Source organism: Ornithinimicrobium kibberense, assembly GCF_006519705.1.
Classification (GTDB): domain Bacteria; phylum Actinomycetota; class Actinomycetes; order Actinomycetales; family Dermatophilaceae; genus Ornithinicoccus; species Ornithinicoccus kibberensis.
This window is the reverse complement of record NZ_VFXM01000004.1, coordinates 31,699-52,153: the sequence shown is the minus strand read 5'-3', so window position 1 is coordinate 52,153 and position 20,455 is coordinate 31,699. Positions and strand designations below refer to the sequence as shown.

The 20,455-nt window shown below is 72.4% G+C and carries 19 protein-coding genes and 2 tRNA genes; 6 read left to right on the top strand and 15 right to left on the bottom strand.

Features of this window, described 5'->3' with window-relative positions:
• Positions 1-39 precede the first annotated feature (39 nt).
• Together FJR00_RS04200 and FJR00_RS04195 are read left to right on the top strand one after the other, a co-directional pair.
• Positions 40-567, top strand: a complete 528-nt coding sequence (locus tag FJR00_RS04200; RefSeq protein WP_141337590.1) for a peptidase — start codon at positions 40-42, stop codon at positions 565-567.
• Positions 568-610: 43 nt separating this feature from the next.
• On the top strand, positions 611-3,280 hold the full coding sequence (locus tag FJR00_RS04195) for a phosphoenolpyruvate carboxylase (protein WP_141337589.1): 2,670 nt from the start codon (positions 611-613) through the stop codon (positions 3,278-3,280).
• Between the two features lie 56 nt (positions 3,281-3,336).
• Here FJR00_RS04195 and FJR00_RS15680 read toward each other — a convergent pair whose 3' ends face one another.
• The 15 genes from FJR00_RS15680 to dnaA form a co-directional block, all read right to left on the bottom strand.
• On the bottom strand, positions 3,337-3,477 hold the full coding sequence (locus FJR00_RS15680) for a hypothetical protein (protein ID WP_181409485.1): 141 nt from the start codon (positions 3,475-3,477) through the stop codon (positions 3,337-3,339).
• 12 nt (positions 3,478-3,489) lie between these two features.
• Positions 3,490-4,158, bottom strand: a complete 669-nt coding sequence (locus FJR00_RS04190; protein ID WP_141337588.1) for a mechanosensitive ion channel family protein — start codon at positions 4,156-4,158, stop codon at positions 3,490-3,492.
• 174 nt (positions 4,159-4,332) lie between these two features.
• Positions 4,333-4,405, bottom strand: a tRNA-Ala gene (locus FJR00_RS04185).
• Positions 4,406-4,476: 71 nt separating this feature from the next.
• The gene (locus FJR00_RS16220) at positions 4,477-4,608 is read right to left on the bottom strand and encodes a DLW-39 family protein (protein WP_237770312.1); all 132 of its coding nucleotides are present in this window, start codon (positions 4,606-4,608) and stop codon (positions 4,477-4,479) included.
• A gap of 30 nt (positions 4,609-4,638) precedes the next feature.
• Positions 4,639-4,715 (bottom strand) — tRNA-Ile (locus tag FJR00_RS04180).
• Between the two features lie 89 nt (positions 4,716-4,804).
• Positions 4,805-5,467, bottom strand: coding sequence for a PIG-L deacetylase family protein (locus FJR00_RS04175; protein ID WP_181409484.1), 663 nt, complete (start codon positions 5,465-5,467; stop codon positions 4,805-4,807).
• A gap of 64 nt (positions 5,468-5,531) precedes the next feature.
• On the bottom strand, positions 5,532-6,350 hold the full coding sequence (locus FJR00_RS04170; RefSeq protein WP_238330294.1) for a DUF3566 domain-containing protein: 819 nt from the start codon (positions 6,348-6,350) through the stop codon (positions 5,532-5,534).
• Positions 6,347-9,109, bottom strand: coding sequence for a DNA gyrase subunit A (gyrA, locus tag FJR00_RS04165; RefSeq protein WP_141337587.1), 2,763 nt, complete (start codon positions 9,107-9,109; stop codon positions 6,347-6,349). The genes FJR00_RS04170 and gyrA overlap by 4 nt, the downstream gene beginning before the upstream one ends.
• Before the next feature lie 111 nt (positions 9,110-9,220).
• Entirely contained in the window at positions 9,221-11,272 is a 2,052-nt protein-coding gene (gene gyrB, locus FJR00_RS04160) for a DNA topoisomerase (ATP-hydrolyzing) subunit B (RefSeq protein WP_141337586.1), read from the bottom strand.
• A gap of 229 nt (positions 11,273-11,501) precedes the next feature.
• The gene (locus FJR00_RS04155) at positions 11,502-12,050 is read right to left on the bottom strand and encodes a DciA family protein (RefSeq protein ID WP_141337585.1); all 549 of its coding nucleotides are present in this window, start codon (positions 12,048-12,050) and stop codon (positions 11,502-11,504) included.
• Entirely contained in the window at positions 12,004-12,279 is a 276-nt protein-coding gene (locus tag FJR00_RS04150) for a COX20 family protein (protein ID WP_238330293.1), read from the bottom strand. Before FJR00_RS04150 ends, FJR00_RS04155 begins: the two co-directional genes overlap by 47 nt.
• A gap of 71 nt (positions 12,280-12,350) precedes the next feature.
• The gene (gene recF, locus FJR00_RS04145; protein ID WP_141337583.1) at positions 12,351-13,577 is read right to left on the bottom strand and encodes a DNA replication/repair protein RecF; all 1,227 of its coding nucleotides are present in this window, start codon (positions 13,575-13,577) and stop codon (positions 12,351-12,353) included.
• Between the two features lie 22 nt (positions 13,578-13,599).
• Entirely contained in the window at positions 13,600-14,691 is a 1,092-nt protein-coding gene (gnd, locus tag FJR00_RS04140) for a phosphogluconate dehydrogenase (NAD(+)-dependent, decarboxylating) (RefSeq protein WP_141337582.1), read from the bottom strand.
• A gap of 56 nt (positions 14,692-14,747) precedes the next feature.
• Positions 14,748-15,878: a DNA polymerase III subunit beta gene (gene dnaN / locus FJR00_RS04135; RefSeq protein WP_141337581.1), complete on the bottom strand. Its 1,131-nt coding sequence runs from the start codon at positions 15,876-15,878 to the stop codon at positions 14,748-14,750.
• A 650-nt stretch (positions 15,879-16,528) separates the two neighbouring features.
• Complete coding sequence (dnaA, locus tag FJR00_RS04130; RefSeq protein ID WP_238330292.1) at positions 16,529-18,103, bottom strand: chromosomal replication initiator protein DnaA; 1,575 nt, start codon at positions 18,101-18,103, stop codon at positions 16,529-16,531.
• Positions 18,104-18,483: 380 nt separating this feature from the next.
• On the opposite strand from dnaA, the gene rpmH reads away from it, so the two are divergent.
• The 4 genes from rpmH to yidC are packed head-to-tail and all read left to right on the top strand — an operon-like array spanning position 18,484 to position 20,411.
• On the top strand, positions 18,484-18,621 hold the full coding sequence (gene rpmH / locus FJR00_RS04125) for a 50S ribosomal protein L34 (RefSeq protein WP_075959256.1): 138 nt from the start codon (positions 18,484-18,486) through the stop codon (positions 18,619-18,621).
• A gap of 26 nt (positions 18,622-18,647) precedes the next feature.
• The gene (gene rnpA / locus FJR00_RS04120; RefSeq protein ID WP_141337580.1) at positions 18,648-19,058 is read left to right on the top strand and encodes a ribonuclease P protein component; all 411 of its coding nucleotides are present in this window, start codon (positions 18,648-18,650) and stop codon (positions 19,056-19,058) included.
• Positions 19,055-19,429 (top strand): membrane protein insertion efficiency factor YidD, encoded by a 375-nt coding sequence (yidD, locus tag FJR00_RS04115; protein ID WP_238330291.1) that lies wholly within the window; start codon positions 19,055-19,057, stop codon positions 19,427-19,429. The genes rnpA and yidD overlap by 4 nt, the downstream gene beginning before the upstream one ends.
• Before the next feature lie 7 nt (positions 19,430-19,436).
• Positions 19,437-20,411, top strand: coding sequence for a membrane protein insertase YidC (gene yidC / locus FJR00_RS04110; RefSeq protein WP_141337579.1), 975 nt, complete (start codon positions 19,437-19,439; stop codon positions 20,409-20,411).
• The last annotated feature ends 44 nt before the right edge of the window (positions 20,412-20,455 follow it).

Genomic DNA, 20,455 nt, shown 5'->3' with positions numbered 1-20,455 from the left:
CAGTGACCTGCATCACACGAGGTTCCTGAGGAGGTCGTCGTGTCGGATCGGGAGGTGCCGCCCGTCGAGGTGGCCCCGTGCACCAAGGACGGCTCGCTGGCGGGCTTCGTCATCTCCAACCGGTGGCCGGACGACACCCTGGAGTGGACCAACTTCCTGCTGCTCGCGGTCCAGATGGCGGCGGTGCCGGGACTGCTCGGCGGCAGCACGGTCTTCCGGGTCATCGAGGAGCCGCCCGAGGGCGCCGAGCACGCGGTCGGCCTGGTGCTGGCCGAGGTGCAGGTCGGCGACCTGGGCCAGATGGTCCCCGGGCGGTATGCCGCGCACCCGCCCCCCGGTCTGGCGGTGCTCCACCCGCCCGGCTCGACCCTGGCGTCGGTGCCGGAGTACGCCACCGCCTCCGGCTGCCTCCTCCTGCCCGGCCTGCCCGACCTAGGGCTGGACCACCGCGCCGCGTGGGTCGAGGCCGACGCCCAGGGTCACGTCACCCGGATGACGAGCCGGGCCAACGTCGACCCCGGGTCGGACGTGGACACTGCGGCGCTGGCGCTGCTGCTGGCCGCGTGAACCTGCCGGACGACGACCCGCCCTGGCCGGTACGTTGGTCGGCATGCGGCACCTGGCCAAAGACCTCGACCTGCTGACCGAGCTGCACGAACAGGTGCTGCAGGAGGCGGGGCAGGGTGACCTCGTCGAGGTCCTGCGACGGTTCCAGGATCCGGACGGGTCCGACGACGGGGACCTCGCTCCTCCCCGGGGGCCGGACCAGGTCGCCGCCGTCAGTCGCGCGGCCACCGTCCGACTGCATCTGACCAACCTGGCCGACGAGCGTCACCGCGCCCGCTCGCTCCGCACCGAGGACGGCGAGCACGGGGGGTCGGTCGACACCGGCGACGTCGGTCCGACGGTGGGGAGCGTGGGACCCCAGGCCCGTGACCGGTTCGCGCGGATGTGCCTCCACCCCGTGCTCACGGCCCACCCCACCGAGGCGCGGCGTCGCGCGGTGACCACCGCGCTGCGCCGCCTCGCCGAGCAGCTCGACCGGCACGCCGACCCGACCTCGGGGCCGACCGAGCGGGCGTTCGCCCGTCGGCGCATGCTCGAGGACATCGACATCCTGCACCGCACCTCGACCCTCCGCACGACCCGCCCCCAGCCCGTCGACGAGGTCAGCACGGTGCTGTCCATCTTCGACACCACGGTCTTCCGTGCCCTTCCGCGTTTCCAGCGGGCGGTGGAGGCGGCGTTGGCCGCCCAGGACGAGGGGCCCGTCGACCAGGAGCTGCCCTCCCTCGTGCGCTACGGGTCATGGGTCGGCGGCGACCGCGACGGCAACCCCCACGTGACGGCCGAGGTCACCCGGGCCACGATGGAGGCGCAGGCGGGCGTGGCGCTGCGGACGCTGCAGGCCAACGTCGAGCGGGTGGCCCGCTCCCTGACGATGGACGAGGAGGGGACCCCGCCGTCCGCCGCGCTCCGGGAGGCGCTCGCCAACGACGCCGTTGCCCTTCCGGGCGACTTCGCCGGGATCGCCAAGGACTCCCCCTCGGAGCCCCACCGGCAGAAGCTGCTCGTCGTCGCCCATCGGCTGGAGGCCACCGCCCAGGGCGCGGCAAGCACGGCATACACCGACCCCGAGGAGCTGCTGGCAGACCTGGCCCTGGTCCGCACCTCCCTCCGCGACGCGGGTGACCGCAGGGCCGCGGACGGGGAGCTGCTGCACCTGGTGTGGCTGGTGCAGACCTTCGGGTTCCACCTGGCCGAGCTCGAGGTGCGTCAGCACAGCGGGGTGCACGTGCAGGCCCTGGTCGAGCTGCTCGGTCACGTCCGGGCCCACGGCGCCACGGTCGACGGACGCCCCGTGGACGAGCCCGAGCGGGCCGCCCGCGACCCGCAGGTCCTGGATGCCCTGGCCCGGCACGGGTGGCCCATCGCCTTGCCGGAGCTGTCCCCGGCCACGCGCGAGGTGCTAGACACGCTGCGGGTCATGTCCTGGCTGCAGCAGCGCTGGGGGGTGCGATGCTGCGGACGCTACATCGTGTCGTTCAGCCAGGGCGCCGACCACCTCGTGGCGGTGCGGGCCCTGGCCCGGCTGGCCGTGGGGGACAGGCCGCTGCGCCTGGACGTGGTCCCGCTCTTCGAGACGGGTGAGGACCTTCGGGCCGCCGGCAGCACCCTGGAGGAGTGGCTGGCGCTGCCGTCCACCCGCTCGTGGCTTGAGGAGCGCGACCGCCGGGTCGAGGTGATGATGGGCTACTCGGACAGCGCCAAGGACATCGGCCCCGCGGCTGCGACGCTGACCCTGCACCGGTCCCAGCAGCAGCTGGTGAGCTGGGCCTCACGGCACGACGTCGAGCTGACCATCTTCCACGGGCGCGGAGGCTCTCTGGGGCGGGGTGGCGGGCCGCTGCACCGCGCCATCACCGCCCAGCCCACCGGCTCGGTCGACGGTCGGTTCAAGGTGACCGAGCAGGGGGAGGTGATCTACGCACGGTATGCCGACGTGCGGCTGGCCCAGCAGCACCTCGAACGCATGGCCTCCGCGGTGCTCCTCGCTGACTCACCCGACGTCGTGCGTCGGCGCGAGCGGGCCGGGGAGCGCCACGCCGCCCTGGGCGAGCGGCTCGAGCTGGCCAGCAGGACCGCCTACCGCGCCCTCATGGACACCGGCGGGATCGCCGACCTCGTGGCCGAGGCCAGCCCCCTGGACGTCCTGGGGGACCTGCGGCTGGGCTCCCGTCCCGCCCGTCGCGGGGCCGGGTCTGGTCGGAGCCTGGCCGACCTGCGGGCGATCCCGTGGGTCTTCGCGTGGTCGATGACCCGGGTGAACCTGCCCGGCTGGTACGGCCTCGGGACCGCCCTCGCGGCCGAGACGGACCGGGACGCGCTGCGCGCCGCCTACCGGGAGTGGCCCGTCCTGTCCTCGATGCTGGACGTGGCCGAGATGAGCCTGGCCAAGAGCCACGAGGAGCTGGCCGGGGAGTTCCTGGACCGCGCCGGCCGCCCGGAGCTGACGGCGACCATCCTGGCCGAGATGCGACGCACGCGCGAGCAGGTGCTGGACGTGCTCGGCCAGACCACCCTCCTCGAGCACAAGCCCCACCTGAGGACGGCCGTCGAACGACGACAGCCGCTCATCGACGCCCTGAGCCGCGTGCAGCTGCGCTGCCTCGAGGAGCTCGATGCCACCGGGGCGGACACGGAGGAGGGGCGGCCCTGGCACCGCGCGCTCCTGCTGACCATCAGCGGCATGGCCGCCGGTCTGCAGAACACCGGCTGAGGCCGGGCGGGGGACTACTGGCACCACACCCCTGGTACCCGACTGCCCACCGGTCCTCACCCGGGCGCGTCCTGAGCCTCCTGGGCCGTGACGTGTCGCACCACCCGCTGGGGGAACGGGATCTGGACCCCTGCCCGGTCGAGCCCACGCTTGAGCGCCATCGCCGCCGCGCTGCGGGCGGCCCAGGTGGACGCCATGTCCGAGGCGTGTCAGAACATCACCGCGAACGTGATGGCGCTGTCCCCGAACTCCTGGGCCCAGGCCTTGGGGGTGGGGGTGTCCTGCAGCTCGTCCAGACCGGCGAGCGACTCGATCAGCACCCGTTGCGCGAGCGCCAGGTCGGTGTCGTAGGCCACCCCGACCACCAGCGTGGTGCGACGCAACGGCGTCCGGGTGTGGTTGACGATCGGGTGGCGCAGCACCTCGGCGTTGGGCAGGACCACGTCGAGACCGTCGTAGGTGCGCAGCCGCGTGGCGCGCAGGTCGATGTCCAGCACGGTGCCCTCGTAGTCGAGGCTGGTGATCTGGTCCCCCACCTTGAAGGGCCGGCGGGCCTGGATGAGCCGACCGGCGAGGAAGTTCTGCAGCAGGTCCTGGGCGGCGAAGGCCACCGCGATGCCACCGACGCCCATCGCCCCCAGCAGCGGCCCCACCTCCAGGCCGCTCACCCGCAACGCCCACAGGCTGCCGAGGATGAAGACGGCCACGCTGGAGAAGCGGCCGACCTGACGACCGGTGTGGCGCTGCCCGTCGGCACCGTCGATCCCCCGGGTCAGCAGGCGATGGATGACCAGGCTGAGGAGGACGGTGACGACGAACACGAGCGCGCCGGACCAGGCGGGGCCGAGGTCCTCCAGCAGGCCGTTCAGGTCCGACATGGGAACGAATGTCTCACAGGCGACGGCCCGGGGGAGGCTCAGCCAGGTTCACCCACGCTCCGTGGTCCGGGGCCCGCTGCTAGCGTGCTGGACAGAGCAGGAGTGGTGCGGATGACCGACAGCTGAACACGACAGAGGCCCTCCCCGCGGAGCGGGAAGGGCCTCTGACCTGGGTGGAGGCGAGGGGACTCGAACCCCTAACCCCCTGCTTGCAAAGCAGGTGCGCTACCAATTGCGCCACGCCCCCGTGCGCGGCCGCAGCCGCGGGGACCACCGTCTTGTGTTGTCCTCCGCCTCGGACCGGGCAGGTCCGGCGACCTACTGACCGGGGTTGGTGTCCACCTCGTCGGTGGCCTCGGCCCACAGGTCGCGCTCGGCCTGGGTGTCCTGCATCTTCTTCAGCGCCGCCAGCCCGAAGGCCGCAGCTGCCAGCACGAGCAAGCGGTTCATCTCGTCCCTCCCGGGATGTCGAGGATGGTCTGGTGGGCCTAACAGGACTTGAACCTGTGACCTCTTCCTTATCAGGGAAGCGCTCTAACCGTCTGAGCTATAGGCCCGTGCGTGCAGGTCCGAGGAGCGCAGCACGCGACGCACGAGGCTACCGTACCAACGCGCGGTGCTCCAAAACGCGACCTCCCCGCCGCCCCTACCGCCGCAGCCACCGCAGGTGCTCGTTGTCCCCCAGCAGCTCCAGCCGGCGCCACAGCACCGACCCGGGCACGGCCTGGCTCGCGTGGCAGCGCACCGCCCGCAGCTGGCGCTCCCGGTCGACCGTCAGCACGAGGTCGACGTCGGCCTCCTCGTGCCCGTCGAAAGGCGCGCCGTACTCCTCGCGCAGGCCCGCCGCCACCGTAAGCGGCAGGGTCCACCCCAGCACGGGTATGCCGAGCACGTCGCCCGCGCGCACGGCCGCTTCCGTCGCGGCGGCGTGGTCGCGGTGGCCGGTGACCCCGGTGAGGTCGAAACCGACCAGGGCTTCGGCCCCGGTGCGCCGGGCGGCGGCGACCACCTGCTCGGTGAGCTCCTCGAGGTCCACCTCGCCCAGAGCCCCGTCAGGGTAGGTCAGCAGCGCCACGTCGCCGACACCCAGCTCCTCCGCCGCGGCCGCCAGCTCCCCGGCCCGCAGCGCCGTCAGGTCGCCCGGCACCCCGTGCAGCGTCGAGGCCTCCCCGCGCGTCAGGCAGAGCACCGAGACGCCAACGCCCGCGTCCCGCAGCGCGGTGAGCACGGCGCCCAGGCCGAACGACTCGTCGTCGGGGTGGGCGACGACGGCCAGCACGGACCGCCAGGCCGGCAGGGTGGACTCCATGGGCTCATCCTTCCTCGTCACCGTCGGGACGGGGCCAGGGCCTCCCCCGGGGTATGCGGTCGGCTCACTCGTCGGAGAGCGTCACCTGGGCGCCGCCGACGAGGGCGGCGCAGATGTTGTAGAGGAAGGCCGTCAACGTCGCCAGGGCGGTCAGCAGGAAGACGTTGAGCACGCCCAGCACCGCCGCCAGGGAGACCACCCGGCCGAAGCCGAAGTAGTCCATGAGGTCGAAGGAGGGGCCGCCGGCCTCGCCGCTGGTCACCTGGACGAAGAAGTCGCTGATCGTGGAGAAGACGTTCATCCCCGACAGCACCGTCCACAGCACCGCCACCATGACGACGCCGGCGATGCCGAGCGCCACCGAGACGAGGAAGCTGATCTTCAGCACCGACCACGGGTCGATCCGCTGGGCGGTGAGCCGGACCCGACGGGGCCCGGTGCGCCGGGGGGCCGGTCGACCGCTCCGGGCAGCGCCGGGGCGGGCGTTGCCCGTCGTGCGGGCGGTCCCGGTGCCGGGGCCGCCCGGCTGACGCGAGGCCGAGGACCGGCCTGCCGTGGCGCCGGCGGCGGACCCGGAGGCCAGGCCGGCGGTGGCCCCGCGCAGCGCCCGCGCCTTGCGGGCGGCCAGGTCCCGGCCCTGGGCCGTGCGGGCCATGGCGCCGTCGCGCATCTTCTCGGCCGTCGAGCGCTCGTCGGGGCCACCGCCGGCGCCCTTCGCCCCGGAGCCCTCGGCGTCCTTGGCGGGGGCGTCCTGCGCCGGTCCCGCCCCGGCGGGCCGTCCCGACCCACGGTCACCGTCCTCGCCGGGACGGACCCGGGGGTTCACCTGGGTCTCGTCGCCGGACGTGGTCGAGCCCGGCTGGGCGCCGTGGGTCGTGCTCATGCGTCGTCTCCCGTGCCGGTGTCGTCGGTCCCGGTGCCACCCTCGGTCGTGCTGCTGCCGGTGGTCCGGCCGCCGCCGGCGGGCGTCTCCTGCTCCGACGGTACGGCATCGGCCGGTGCGGCGACATCCTCCGCGCCGTTCGGGGCCGTCGCGGGGGCGACGTCGAGGTCGTCCACGTCGGCCGCGATCTCCTCGACGTTCTCCACCGCGTCCTTCTCGGTGTTGCGGGCCACGGCCACGATCGAGTCGTTGCGGCCCGGCTTGGCGAACTGCACCCCGGAGGTGTCCCGGCCGGTGACGCGCACCTGGTCGACCGAGGAGCGCACGACGTTGCCGCGCTCCATGACGACGAGCACCTCGTCGCCCTCGTCGACGGTGAGCGCACCGACGAGGTCGCCGCCGCGCTCGCTGGCCTTGGCCACCTTGATGCCCAGGCCGCCGCGTCCCTGGACCCGGTAGGCGGACACGGGGGTGCGCTTGGCCATCCCGGTCTCGAAGACGACGAAGACGTAGGGGTCCTCGCCCGAGGGGACCACGGACATGGACAGCAGGTGGTCGTCGCCGCGGAACTTCATACCCGTGACGCCGGAGGTGGCGCGCCCCATGGGGCGCAGCTGCTCGTCGGTGGCCGTGAAGCGCACGGACTGGCCCTGGCGGGAGACGAGCAGCACGTCGTCCTCGGCCGAGGCCAGCTGGGCCCCGACGAGCTCGTCGCCCTCGCGCAGGTTGACCGCGATGAGGCCGCCGGAGCGGGGGGAGTCGTAGTCGCCCAGGCGGGACTTCTTGACCAGCCCGTTGCGGGTGGCCAGCAGCAGGTAGGGCGCCTGCTGGTAGTCCTGAACCGTGAGCACCTGGGCGATCTGCTCGTCGGGCTGGAAGGCCAGCAGGTTGGCCACGTGCTGGCCCTTGCCGGTCGGGCCGCCCTCGGCGAACTCGTAGGCCTTGGCCCGGTAGACCCGGCCCTTGTTGGTGAAGAACAGCATCCAGTGGTGGGTGCTGGTGATGAAGAAGTGGTCCACGACGTCGTCGGCCCGCAGCGCGGCGCCGCGGCGGCCCTTGCCCCCGCGGTTCTGCGGGCGGTACTCCCGGACGGGGGTGCGCTTGACGTAGCCGCCGCGGGTGATGGTGACGACCACGTCCTCCTCGGGGATGAGGTCCTCCATCGACATGTCGCCCTCGTCGGGGACGATCTTGGTGCGCCGGTCGTCGCCGTAGCGGTCGACGATGGTGCCCAGCTCGTCGGCGATGATCGAGCGCTGCCGCTCGGGCCGGGCCAGGATGTCGTGGTAGTCCTCGATGAGCGCCTGCAGCTCGTCGTGCGCCTCGATGATGCGCTGCCGCTCCAGCGCCGCCAGGCGCCGCAGCTGCATGTCGAGGATTGCCCGTGCCTGCACGTCGTCGATGCCCAGCAGCTCGATCAGCCCGTCGCGGGCCTCGTCGGCCGAGGGGCTGCGCCGGATGAGGGCGATGACCTCGTCGAGCATGTCCAGGGCCTTGAGCAGGCCGCGCAGGACGTGGATCCGCTTCTCGGCCTCGTCGAGGCGGTACTGCGTGCGCCGGACGATGACGTCGACCTGGTGGTCGACCCAGTGCCGCACGAACGCCGAGATCGGCAGGGTGCGCGGCACCCCGTCGACGAGGGCGAGCATGTTGGCGCTGAAGTTGGCCTGCAGCTGGGTGTGCTTGTAGAGGTTGTTGAGCACGACCTTGGCGACGGCGTCACGTTTGAGGACGATGACCAGGCGCTGGCCGGTGCGGCCGGAGGTCTCGTCGCGCAGGTCGGCGATGCCGGCCAGGCGGCCCTCGTTGACCAGCTGGGCGATCTTGCGCACGAGGTTGTCCGGGTTGACCTGGTAGGGCAGCTCGGTGACGACCAGGCACTGGCGGCCGTGGATCTCCTCGACCTCGACGACGGCGCGCTGGACGATCGAGCCGCGACCGGTGCGGTAGGCCTCCTCGATCCCCTTCTTGCCCAGGACGAGCGCCCCGGTGGGGAAGTCCGGCCCGGGGACCAGCTCGAGGGTCTTCTCGAGCAGCTCCTCCCGGCTGGCCTCGGGGTGCTCCAGCAGCCACTGGGCGGCGGAGGCGACCTCGCGCAGGTTGTGCGGGGGAATCTGGGTGGCCATGCCGACGGCGATGCCGGCCGAGCCGTTGACCAGCAGGTTGGGGAAGCGCGACGGCAGCACCGACGGCTCCTTGGTCTTGCCGTCGTAGTTGTCGACGAAGTCGACGGTGCCTTCCTCGATGTCGCGGACCATCTCCAGCGCCAGCGGGGCCATCCGGCACTCGGTGTACCGCGGGGCGGCCGCCCCCTCGTCGCCGGGCGTGCCGAAGTTGCCCTGCCCGGAGATGAGCGGGTAGCGCAGCGACCACGGCTGGACCAGGCGCACCATCGCGTCGTAGATCGCGCTGTCGCCGTGCGGGTGGTAGTGGCCCATGACGTCGCCGACGACGCGCGCGCACTTGTTGAAGCCGCGGTCGGGGCGGTAGCCGCCGTCGAACATCGCGTAGACGACCCGGCGGTGCACCGGCTTCAGGCCGTCCCGCACGTCCGGCAGCGCGCGCGAGACGATGACGCTCATCGCGTACTCGATGTAGCTGCGCTGCATCTCGGCGTTGAGGTCGATCGCCTCGGTCCGGTCGCTGTCGCCCGGGGACCGGTCCACCGGCGCGGTCTGGGGGTCCGGGTTCTCCGCGTCGACGCCGGCGCCCGAGGGCAGGTCGCCGGTCACGTCGTCGGGGGTCTGGTCGTCAGCCATCGTCTCTCTTCGGTCCTGTCGGTCGGATCAGGTCGGGTATGCCGTCAGTCAGGGGGGCTTCGCCCCCCCGACCACCCCCCGGTATGCCTGCGGCGGAGGGCGCCGGGGGCTTCAGATGTCGAGGAACCGCACGTCCTTGGCGTTGCGCTGGATGAAGCCGCGCCGGGACTCCACGTCCTCGCCCATGAGCACCGCGAAGATCTCGTCGGCCGCGGCCGCGTCGTCGATCGTCACCTGCAGCAGCACCCGGGTCTCGGGGTCCATGGTCGTCTCCCACAGCTCCTGGGGGTTCATCTCGCCCAGACCCTTGTAGCGCTGCACGCCGGAGTCCTTCGGCAGCCGCCAGCCCTTGCTCAGCCCCTCGCGGTAGAGCGCGTCGCGCTCCCGGTCGGTGTAGGCGAACTGGTGGTCGGCGTTGGTCCACTTGAGCCGGTAGAGCGGCGGCTGGGCCAGGTAGACGTAGCCGTGCTCGATGAGCGGGCGCATGAACCGGAACAGCAGGGTCAGCAGCAGGGTGCGGATGTGCATGCCGTCGACGTCGGCGTCAGCCATCAGCACGATCTTGTGGTAGCGGGCCTTGGTGATGTCGAACTCCTCGCCGATGCCCGTGCCGAAGCCGCTGATGAGGGCCTGCACCTCGAGGTTGGCCAGCACCTTGTCCAGCCGCGCCTTCTCGACGTTGAGGATCTTCCCGCGGATCGGCAGGATCGCCTGGTGGTGCGGGTCGCGCCCGGACACGGCGGACCCGCCGGCGGAGTCGCCCTCGACGATGAACACCTCGGAGGTGGCCGGGTCCTTGGACTGGCAGTCCTTGAGCTTGCCCGGCAGCCCGAGGCTCTCCAGCGGACCCTTGCGCCGGGTGGCGTCGCGCGCCTTGCGGGCGGCCATCCGGGCGTGCGCGGCCTGCACCGCCTTGTTGACGATGGCCCGCCCCTCGCGGGGGTGGGCGTCCAGCCAGGAGCCGAAGCGCTCGGTCATCGCCGCCTGGACGAAGCCCTTGACCTCGGAGTTGCCCAGCTTGGTCTTGGTCTGCCCCTCGAACTGCGGCTCGCCGAGCTTGACCGAGATGACGGCGGTCAGGCCCTCGCGCACGTCGTCGCCGGTGAGGTTGTCGTCCTTGTCGCGCAGCACCTTGTTGGTGCGGGCGAAGTCGTTGACCAGCCGGGTCAGCGAGGCCCGGAAGCCCTCCTCGTGGGTGCCGCCCTCGTAGGTGTTGATCGCGTTGGCGTAGGTGTGCACCGACTCGCTGTAGGCGGCCGTCCACTGCATGGCGACCTCGAGGCTGAGCGCGCGCTCGGTGTCCTCCAGCTCGAAGGCGATGACCTCGTCGTGGATCGGCTCGGCCCGCTTGGAGCGGTTGATGTGCTTGACGTAGTCGAGGATGCCGTCGGCGTAGCGGTAGGTGACGCTGCGGTCCTTCTCGGCGCGGGCGGCCTCGTCCTCGGCCTCGGCGACCGCCTCGGGGTCCTCGTCGGTCTCGACGGGCCGCTCGTCGGTGAGCGTGATCGACAGCCCCTTGTTGAGGAAGGCCATCTGCTGCAGCCGGGCGCGGAGGGTCTCGAAGTCGAAGACGACGGTGTCGAAGATGTCCGGGCTGGGCCAGAAGGTGATCGTCGTGCCGGTCTCGTCCTCGGGGATCTGCTCGTCCACGGACAGCGGGGCCACGGGCACGCCCAGCTCGTAGGCCTGGCGGTGGACCCGGCCGTTCTGGCGCACCTCCACCTCGAGCCGGTCGGAGAGCGCGTTGACGACCGAGGAGCCCACGCCGTGGAGCCCGCCGGAGACCTTATAGCCGCCGCCGAACTTCCCGCCGGCGTGCAGCACGGTGAGGACGACCTCGACCGCCGGGCGGCCCTCGCCCTCGTGCATGCCGGTGGGGATGCCGCGGCCGTTGTCGACCACCCGGCACCCGCCGTCGGCGAGCAGGGTGATCTGGACGCCGTCGGCATACCCCGCCATGGCCTCGTCCACCGAGTTGTCCACGATCTCGTAGACGAGGTGGTGCAGCCCTCGCTCGCCGGTGGAGCCGATGTACATGCCCGGCCGCTTGCGGACGGCCTCCAGGCCCTCCAGCACGGTGATCGCCGAGGCGTCGTAGGCCGGCGTCGTGGCCAACGACCCGGGATCCCCCTCCGTCGGTGTCGCCTCCGGAAGCTCCGGCATCGCCGGCTCGTCAGGGATCTCGGGACCGACCTGGGGCACGGTGCTCCTCGGGGTGGAAGGTGGACCACGGGACGTGGAACGGACAACAGGTCGATGTTACCCGTTGGGTGGTGCGAAGACCGCATTCCACAGCCTCTTTCGCGGCCTTTCCCCGCCCGTCTGGCGACGGAACGGACGGCCGGACCACCCCCTCCACGTCACCGGGGGTGTCCGGGCCTCTGCGAGGCCGTCAACCGTAGGTGTCCCGCGGTCCCCGCCCACCGGCCGACAGCGGCCCCTTGCGCCAGGACGGGCCCCCCGGCCCGCGGACCACGATCTCGGTGACGATGCCGCCGCCGACCTCCTGCTCGATCCGGCCGAGGACCGTGGAGACCAGCAGCCGCATCTGGGTGGCCCAGGCCGTGGAGGCGGCCCGGACCGTCAGCGTGGTCCCCTCAAAGGCGACCACCTCGACGTTGTCGGCCACGCGGTCGCCGACGATCGTGCGCCACCGGCCCACGACCGAGCCGACCTGCACGTCCGTGTCCCAGCCGCGGGCGGCGACGAGACGGTCGATCTCGGCCCCCACGGGGTGGGGGTCGCGGTCGTCGCGCGAGGTCGTGCTCGCCGTCGGCGCCCGTCGCTGACGGCGGCTGCCCGCGGGGGACCCGGGACGCAGGCCCCTGGCCCTGGCCGCCCTCCGGGCACGGGCCAGCGCCTCGTGGGCGGCGTCGAGCGGTCCCGGCTCGTCGTCACCGGGCAGCGCCGGTTCCCCCGGGGGGGTCGTTCCGCTGCCCATCGCCTGCTCCTGCGTCGTTCCGGTGCCCGTCGTCCTCGATCATCCCACCGCTCTGCCGCCGGCCCCGCGCCTGGTTCTGCTCGACCGCGGCCCCGATCCCCAGCCCGAGCGCCACGCCGACGCCGGCGAGGATCAGCCAGAGGACGTCCCCGGAGATGGCGAACATCACCGCCCCGATCCCCGCCCCCGCGACGATGCCGTACATCATGCCCGCCTGCGCGGGCGTCACCCGAGGACCAGCCATGCTCCACCACTCCCTGACGGCGGACCGCCGACGGCGGCGTCCGCACCTGCTGCAGGCTACCCGCGATCCTCCGTCGTGGCCCGGGGGACCACCGAGCCCAGGGTGACGTCGAGGACCCGTCCGTCGGCGACCAGGCCGGCGGGCACGTCGTCGGGGACGGCCGCGGTGACGAGGACCTGCTCGCAGTCGGCGACCAGGTCGGCGAGCCGTCGGCGCCGCCCGGTGTCCAGCTCGGCGAAGACGTCGTCGAGGACGAGCACCGGGTCGGTCCCCAGGTCGTGCCGCAGCAGGTGGAACCCGGCCAGCCGCAGCGCCAGGGCGAGGCTCCACGACTCCCCGTGGCTGGCGTAGCCCTTGGCCGGCAGGTCGCCGAGGGTCAGCACCAGCTCGTCCCGGTGCGGGCCCACGAGGCTGACCCCGCGCTGCTGCTCCTGCTCGCGCACCTCCTCGATGGTGGCGAGGAGGGCGGCGACGAGCTCCTCCTGGTCGGGCACCTCCCCGCCCGCGACCGCCTCGGCCACCTCGGCCCGCAGGGACGAGCGGTAGGTCGCGTCGGCCAGGGTGTCGGCGTCGGCGATGGTGCGGTAGGCGTCGGCCAGGTAGGGCCGCAGGTCGCGCAGCAGCCGCAGCCGGGCGTAGACGAGGGCCCCGCCGATGCGGGCCAGCTGGTCGTCGAAGACCGCCAGCGTGGCCGACGCCGAGGCGCGGGCCTCCTCCACGCTCTCCCCGGGGGCCAGCCGTGGCCCCTGTCCCCGCCGGGGCGCGCGCCACAGTCCCGAGGCCTGACGCAGCAGGGTGTTGCGCTGCTTGAGCGCCTTCTCGTAGTCGGCGCGGACGCCGGCCCAGCGGGGCTGCCGGGCCACGAGCAGGTCGTCGAGCAGCCGCCGTCGTTCTGACGGGTCGCCCTTGACCAGGGCCAGGTCCTCGGGGGCGAAGAGCACCGTGCGCAGGTGGCCGAGGACCTCGCGCTGCCGGCCGACGGGGGACCGGTTGACCCGTGCCCGGTTGGCGCGTCCCGGCACGATCTGCAGCTCGAGGAGGGTCTCGTGCCCGTCCTGGACGACCGTGGCCCGCACGACGGCGCTGTCCGCCCCGGCGCGCACGAGCGGGGCGTCCTGGGCGACCCGGTGCGAGCCGAGGGTCGCCACGTAGCCGGCGGCCTCGACGAGGTTGGTCTTGCCCTGCCCGTTGCGGCCGAGCAGCACCGTCACCCCGGGCCCGAGCTCGACGGTGGCCGAGGGATAGCTGCGGAAGTCGGTGACCGAGAGCTCGCGCAGGTGCACCGGTGGGAGGACCCTGGCCCGCTCAGGCGGGGTCGGTGTCGCCGCTGCCCGAGGTGGGCCCCTGGCCGTCCTCGGTCCGACCGGTGCCCGAGGAGGGACCGGCCTCGGTGGCCGCCTCGTCCGAGGACCCGGACCCGTCGTCGGCGCCGACCCGGCGCTCGCCCGAGTCGTCCTGCTTGGGCTCCGCGCCGCCGTGCACCTCGACCTCGCCCTCGGTGCGGGTGTCCGGGTCGTCGAGCATCTCGACCGCGTGCCCGCCGAACTGCCCGCGCAGCGCCGCAACGGCCTGCATGGCCGGGGAGTTCTCCTGGCGCGAGGCGAACCGGGCGAAGAGGGCGGCGCTGATGACGGGCATCGGCACGGCCATCTCGATGGCCTCCTCGACCGTCCAGCGGCCCTCGCCGGAGTCGGTGGTGTACTCGCTGATGCCCTCCAGGCCGGGGGTCTCGTCGAGCGCCTTGACGAGCAGGTCCAGCAGCCAGGAGCGCACGACGGTGCCGCGGGTCCACGCCTGGAAGCAGCCCTTGACGTCCTTGACGATGTCCTTGGCGGTGAGCAGCTCGAAGCCCTCGGCGTAGGCGTGCATGAGGCCGTACTCGATGCCGTTGTGGACCATCTTGGCGTAGTGGCCGGCGCCCACGTCGCCGGCGTGGACGAAGCCCTCCTCGCGGGGACCCTCGGGGCGCAGCGCGTCGAAGACCGGCATGGCCAGCTCGACGTGCTCCGTGCGCCCGCCGCACATGAGGCCGTAGCCGTTGTCCAGGCCCCAGATGCCGCCGGAGACGCCGCAGTCGACGTAGCCGATGCCCTTGGGCTCCAGGATGGCGTCCAGCTCACGGTCCTCGCTGAAGTGGCTGTTGCCGCCCTCGATGACCATGTCGCCCTCGGAGAGCAGCTCGCCCAGGGTCTCGACCGTCGACCGGGTGGGGTCGCCGTGCGGCACCATCACCCACACGACCCGGGGAGCCTCGAGCGACTCCACGAGGGCCTCGATGCTGTCGACGTCGCGAACGTCCTCGTTGAGGTCGTAGCCGACGACCTCCAGGCCGGCGCGGCGCAGCCGTTCCCGCATGTTGCCGCCCATCTTGCCCAGGCCGATCATGCCGATCTTCATCTGCTGCTCCTCGCGGGTCGGGTGCTGCTGGCAGGCTGCGCGGTGGGGACTGACGATCAGGACGTGCGCACCGGCATCAGGACGTAACGGTAGGACTCGTCGGACTCCCCGTCGACCTCAGCCTGCCCGGACAGCACGGCCGGGCGGGAGGGCTGGGTGAAGGACAGCCGGGCGAACGGGGCGTTGAGCACGCCCAGCCCGTCGAGGAGGAACTGGGGGTTGAACGCGATCTCGATCTCGGGGCCGGTGAGCGTGGCCTCGACGGCCTCCGACCCCTGGGCGTCGTCGCCCGTGCCGGCCTCGATGGCGACCTGGTCCTCGGAGAAGCGCAGCCGGACAGGGGTGTTCCGCTCGGCGACGAGGGCGACGCGCCGGACGGCCTCGACGAGGGCCTGGGTGTCCACGACCGCGACGCTGTCGACGCTGGTCGGGAAGATCGAGGTCACCTTGGGGTACTCCCCGTCCAGCAGCCGGGTGGTGCTGCGGCGACGCCCGGCCTCGAACCCGACGAGCCCGTCCCCGCGGGCGGCGTCGCCGAAGGCGACCCCCACCGAGGCCGAGGCGCCGAGCGACTTGGCGGTCTCGGACAGCGTGCGGGCGGGGATGAGGGTGACGTGGGAGGCGTCGGAGGACCGGGGGTTCCAGGTCAGCTCGCGCATCGCCAGGCGGTAGCGGTCGGTGGCCAGCATGGTGACCTTCTCGCCGTCGATCTCCACCCGGACCCCGGTGAGGATCGGCAGGGTGTCGCCGCGGTCGGCGGCGATGGAGACCTGGTGGACGGCCTGGGTGAAGACGTCGCCCTCGATGGTGCCGTCCGGCTCGACCTGCGCCGGCAGCTGGGGGTAGTCCGAGACCGGCATCTGGATCAGCGCGAACCGGCTGGACCCGCAGGTCAGCTGCACCTTGGCGCCCTCGGTGGCCACGTCGACCGGGCGGTCGGGCAGGTTGCGGGCGATGTCGGCCAGGAGCCGGCCCAGGACGAGGACCTGCCCGCCCTCGGTGACCTCGGCCTCGACGGTGACGGTGGCCGAGACCTCGTAGTCGTAGGCCGACAGGGTCAGCGTCCCCTCCTCGTCGGCGGTGAGCAGGACACCGGCCAGGACGGGCACCGGCGGACGGTTGCTCAGGCCACGGACCACCCAGGCCACGGCCTCGGAGAGGACATCGCGCTCGACACGGAACTTCACGTCACACGGCCTTTCGGCTTCCAGGAACTCACGACCAGCGGCACGCCCGGGGGCGGCGCGCGGAGAAGAAGCATGACACGTCCGGCCAGCCCCTGCACCCGCGGGTCCCCGGGGGTCCCGACCCGGACCACTTTGCCACGCGGTGCCGTGTCCGTTCGGGGCGCATCCCCAGGGACGCAGGACGGATCGAGTCGGGGTAGAAGAGTTTCGTCATCGTCATCGGGCCTGTGGACGCTGTGGACAACCACCCGGGTGGAGGGGTGTCGCCGCAGGTCCCACGGCGTGGCGGAGGTGTCGTTCACCCTGTGTACACGACGTGGACGCGTCGGTGGACGCGGCAGCACCGGTGTGGACGCCGTCGGCCGGTCCCCAGGGCGCACCGGGTCCGTCCACCCGTCGTCCGCAGGCTGACCTGCGGCGATCCACCGTCCGTCCCCAGGTTGTCCACACCCCGAGGCCCCGCGGGGAACGGACGCGTCCCGTCGGTCGAGGGCCGTGCGGGCGGGGCGGGTGTGACGTCGGTGAACGCACGGTGACGACGCACAGGTCTGTCCACACCTGTGGACAACGGGGTTCCCTGCGGGCGTTCCGGGCGAGACTTCCCGGAGCAGACTTCCCGGGGCAGGTGTGCCGGGCAGGGGGCCGGTGGCTCAGCGGGCGGAGGCAGCCTTGCGGATGATGCCGGTGAGCTCGGTGATCTGGTCGAACAGCGCCCGTCGCTCTCCGATGAGCTGACGGATCTTGCGGTCGGCGTGCATCACCGTCGTGTGGTCGCGGCCGCCGAAGGCCTGGCCGATCTTGGGCAACGACAGCTCGGTGAGCTCGCGGCACAGGTACATCGCGATCTGCCGGGCGTTGACCAGGGTCCGGGACCGGGACGAGCCGCACAGCTCCTCGGGGGTGATCCGGAAGTAGGAGGCCACCTCGTCCATGATGACCGGCACCGTGATCGCGGCCGACTCCGCGCTGGGGATGATGTCCTTGAGCACGTGCGCGGCCAGGTCGGCGTCCGGGGGACGGTCGGAGAGGGAGGCGAAGGCCATCACCCGGATGAGCGCCCCCTCCAGCTCGCGGATGTTCGTCGTGATCTTCGTGCCGATCAGCTCGAGCACCTCGTCGGGCAGTTGCATCCCCTCCTGCGCGGCCTTCTTCTGCAGGATGGCGATGCGCGTCTCCAGGTCGGGCGGCTGGACGTCGGTGAGCAGCCCCCACTCGAACCGGCTCCGCAGGCGCTCGGCGAAGCCGGACAGCCGCTTGGGCGGCTGGTCGGAGGTGATGACGACCTGCTTCTCGCTGTTGTGCAGCGTGTTGAAGGTGTGGAAGAACTCCTCGACCGTCTGCTCCTTGCCCTGCATGAACTGGATGTCGTCGATGAGCAGGAAGTCGACCGTGCGGTAGCGCCGCTGGAAGGCGCCGGCCTTCTGGTCGCGGATGGAGTTGATGAAGTCGTTGGTGAACTCCTCGGAGTTCACGTAGCGCACCCGGGCCGCGGGGTTCAGCGTGCGGGCGTAGTGCCCGATCGCGTGCAGCAGGTGGGTCTTGCCCAGCCCCGACTCGCCGTAGATGAACAGCGGGTTGTAGGCGCGGGCGGGCGACTCGGCCACGGCCAGCGAGGCGGCGTGGGCGAACCGGTTGGACGATCCCGACACGAAGGTGTCGAAGGTGTACTTCGGGTTGAGCCGGGCCTCCTCCAGGGCCGCCCGGTCCAGGCTCCGGCCCCCGGCGTGGCTCCGCCCGCCCCCGCCGTGCCCGTTCGCCCGGTCGGGGTGACCGCCGAGGCCGGTCGGCCGGCCCTGCACGGCGGTGCCGTCCTCCGCCGAGGGGTCGGTCCCCTCCCGCCCGGGGTGCCCCCCGGTGGGGCTGGGGTATGCCGCGTCCGTCCCGTCGTGCGCGTCCGTGGATCCGCCGGCCAGCTCGTCGCTCTCGTCCTCGACCTGCTGACGCAGGTCCTCGTCGACGGTGATGGCCAGCCGCACGTCCTGATGGAGCTGGGCGGACAGCGAGTCGACGATGGGCCGGCGCAGCGTCGTCTCCAGCGTGTCCTTGGTGTGCTGGTAGGGAACGGCGAGCAGGACGGTGGAGTCCAGGATCCCGACGAGCTGGGTCAGCCGGAGGAAGGCGCGCTCGCGGGCCGGAAGCCCCCCGTCCTCGAGCTCGGAGACCACCCGCCGCCACACCTCGGTGGTGTCGACCGGGGAGCCACCGCTTGTCATCGACCTGCTCATCCCCTCATGCTCGGTGGGTCCCCTGTCGTTGTCCACATGGTTGTCCACAGCTGTGGATGAGCCGTGGACGACGAGGGTCGGAAGCGCGACGCTAACAGGCCGGTCGCGCGCCGGGCAAGTGGGGGTCGGACCGATCCGGACGTTCCCGGCGTGTCGTGCCGACGCTCGGATGCGCCAGGCCCGACCATGGGAGGTTCATCCCGGCCGGACCGACCGGCGGGACCACCGACGGGCGGGGTTTGACCGTGGGGGGAGGCTCCCGTACCGTTGGACGAGGCCGTTCTGTCGGCCGTTTCCGCCTGCCCCAGGGCCTCGATCGCCCGGGCCACCCTGATCCACGGGCGTCCCCAGGACGTCCCCGTCTCCACCGGAGCACATCGATGAGCAAGCGCACGTTCCAGCCGAACAACCGTCGTCGCGCCCGCAAGCACGGCTTCCGCCTGCGGATGCGCACCCGCGCCGGCCGGGCCATCCTGGCCTCGCGCCGGGCCAAGGGCCGCAGCAGCCTGTCGGCCTGAGCCCGACGGCCGCCCCGGCGCTGTCGATGCTGCCGCGCCGTCACCGGCTGACCCGGCCCGAGGACTACCGGGCCGTGCTCCGGGGACGACAGGGCGGGCGGCGGCGTCGGACCGGCACCGAGCTGCTCGTCGTGCACGCCGCACCGACCACACCCACGCGCCCGCCGCGCGTGGGTTTTGTGGTGTCCAAGGCGGTCGGCAACTCCGTGGTCCGGCACCGGGTGGTCCGTCGGCTGCGGGCGCTCGTGGCCGGCCGGCTGCCGTCCGTGCCGGCGGGATGGGACCTGGTGGTCCGGGCGCAGCCGGCCGCGGCGACCGCCACGTCGGACGCGCTCGGCCGCGACCTGGACCGGGCCCTGACCACCGTGCTGCCCGCGGAGGGGACCGGCTCGGCCGCGCACGAGCAGGCGGGTGCCGCCGGGAAGGACGCCGGATGACGGAGGGGTCCATGCGCGACGTGCACCGCGGAGGGGTGCCCGCCGGGGAGAGCCGCAGCCTGCTGGCGCGGCCGCTCGTGTGGCTGGTCCAGCTCTACCAGCGCACGGTCTCTCCGCTGCTGGGGCCGGTGTGCCGCTACTACCCCTCGTGCTCGGCCTACTCGGTCACCGCCCTGGAACGGTTCGGCCCCCTGCGCGGGACCTGGCTGACGGTCACCAGGCTGCTGCGGTGCAACCCCTGGGCCCGGGGCGGCGTCGACCACGTGCCGGCGCGGGAGGGCGCCGGCACGCCGCATACCCATTCCGGACCGGACCACGAGGACCGGCACCGGACCACCCCACCGGTGGGCCAGCCCCACCGCCGAGACTGAGGACCCCATGGGATTCTTCGACACGATCCTCTTCCCGTTCATCTGGTTCGACTCCGCGATCCTGGTCGGCTTCGAGTGGCTGCTGACCCAGGCCGGGCTGTCGGACACGAGCGGGTGGACCTGGGTGCTGGCGATCATCGGGCTGGTCGTCACCCTCCGCGCCCTGCTGACGCCGCTGATGATCCGGCAGATCAAGAGCCAGCGCCGGCTGCAGATGGTCCAGCCCGAGCTCGCCAAGATCCAGGCGAAGTACAAGGGGAAGAAGGACCAGGCCAGCCAGAAGGCGTTCCAGGAGGAGACCTTCGGTCTCTACCGGGAGGCGGGGGCCAACCCCTTCGGCGCCTGCTTGCCGATCCTCATCCAGATGCCGTTCTTCTTCGCGCTGTTCCGGCTGCTCAACAGTGCCGAGAACGTCTCGCAGGGGCGGGCCGAGCCGCTCGGGCTGTTCACCCGGGAGCTGGCCACCAAGATGGCCGAGTCGGACATCTTCGGCGCCGGGCTGACCTCGACCTTCCTGCACGACCAGGACCTGCAGGCCAAGATCCTCTCGCTCGTGCTGATCCTCGTCATGTCCGGCACGCAGTTCATCACCAGCCACCAGCTGATGCGCCAGAACATGTCGCCGGAGGCGCTCAACAGCCCGATGGCCAAGCAGCAGCAGATGCTCATCTACGTGCTGCCGGTGGTCTTCGCCGTCACCGGGGTGAACTTCCCGATCGCCCTGCTCATCTACTGGACGGTGAGCAACTTCTGGACGATGGGCCAGCAGTTCTTCGTGATCCGCAACATGCCCGCGCCCGGTTCGCCGGCGGAGCAGAAGTACCGCGAGCGGATGGCCCGCAAGGGCAAGGCAGCCACCGGGATCCAGCTGAAGAACCCCTCGCTCCTGGCCGAGCGCGAGGCGGCGGCCCAGACCGAGCAGCAGCGCAAGGCCGGCCAGCGCGTGCAGCCCAAGAGCAAGAAGCGCGCCAAGAAGCGCTGACCGCACGACCCCGGCCCACCGGGCCACCCAGACCAGTCCACGTC

Excerpts from the sequence above, each read along its gene's own strand:
- gyrB (WP_141337586.1), bottom strand. The coding sequence starts at position 11,272 with ATGCCGGAGCTTCCGGAGGCGACACCGACGGAGGGGGATCCCGGGTCG.
- FJR00_RS04195 (WP_141337589.1), top strand. The coding sequence starts at position 611 with ATGCGGCACCTGGCCAAAGACCTCGACCTGCTGACCGAGCTGCACGAA.
- gyrA (WP_141337587.1), bottom strand. The coding sequence starts at position 9,109 with ATGGCTGACGACCAGACCCCCGACGACGTGACCGGCGACCTGCCCTCG.
- FJR00_RS16220 (WP_237770312.1), bottom strand. The coding sequence starts at position 4,608 with ATGAACCGCTTGCTCGTGCTGGCAGCTGCGGCCTTCGGGCTGGCGGCG.
- rpmH (WP_075959256.1), top strand. The coding sequence starts at position 18,484 with ATGAGCAAGCGCACGTTCCAGCCGAACAACCGTCGTCGCGCCCGCAAG.
- rnpA (WP_141337580.1), top strand. The coding sequence starts at position 18,648 with ATGCTGCCGCGCCGTCACCGGCTGACCCGGCCCGAGGACTACCGGGCC.
- gnd (WP_141337582.1), bottom strand. The coding sequence starts at position 14,691 with ATGAAGATCGGCATGATCGGCCTGGGCAAGATGGGCGGCAACATGCGG.
- yidC (WP_141337579.1), top strand. The coding sequence starts at position 19,437 with ATGGGATTCTTCGACACGATCCTCTTCCCGTTCATCTGGTTCGACTCC.
- yidD (WP_238330291.1), top strand. The coding sequence starts at position 19,055 with ATGACGGAGGGGTCCATGCGCGACGTGCACCGCGGAGGGGTGCCCGCC.
- FJR00_RS04190 (WP_141337588.1), bottom strand. The coding sequence starts at position 4,158 with ATGTCGGACCTGAACGGCCTGCTGGAGGACCTCGGCCCCGCCTGGTCC.
- FJR00_RS15680 (WP_181409485.1), bottom strand. The coding sequence starts at position 3,477 with ATGGCGTCCACCTGGGCCGCCCGCAGCGCGGCGGCGATGGCGCTCAAG.
- dnaA (WP_238330292.1), bottom strand. The coding sequence starts at position 18,103 with ATGAGCAGGTCGATGACAAGCGGTGGCTCCCCGGTCGACACCACCGAG.
- FJR00_RS04170 (WP_238330294.1), bottom strand. The coding sequence starts at position 6,350 with ATGAGCACGACCCACGGCGCCCAGCCGGGCTCGACCACGTCCGGCGAC.
- FJR00_RS04175 (WP_181409484.1), bottom strand. The coding sequence starts at position 5,467 with ATGGAGTCCACCCTGCCGGCCTGGCGGTCCGTGCTGGCCGTCGTCGCC.
- FJR00_RS04155 (WP_141337585.1), bottom strand. The coding sequence starts at position 12,050 with ATGGGCAGCGGAACGACCCCCCCGGGGGAACCGGCGCTGCCCGGTGAC.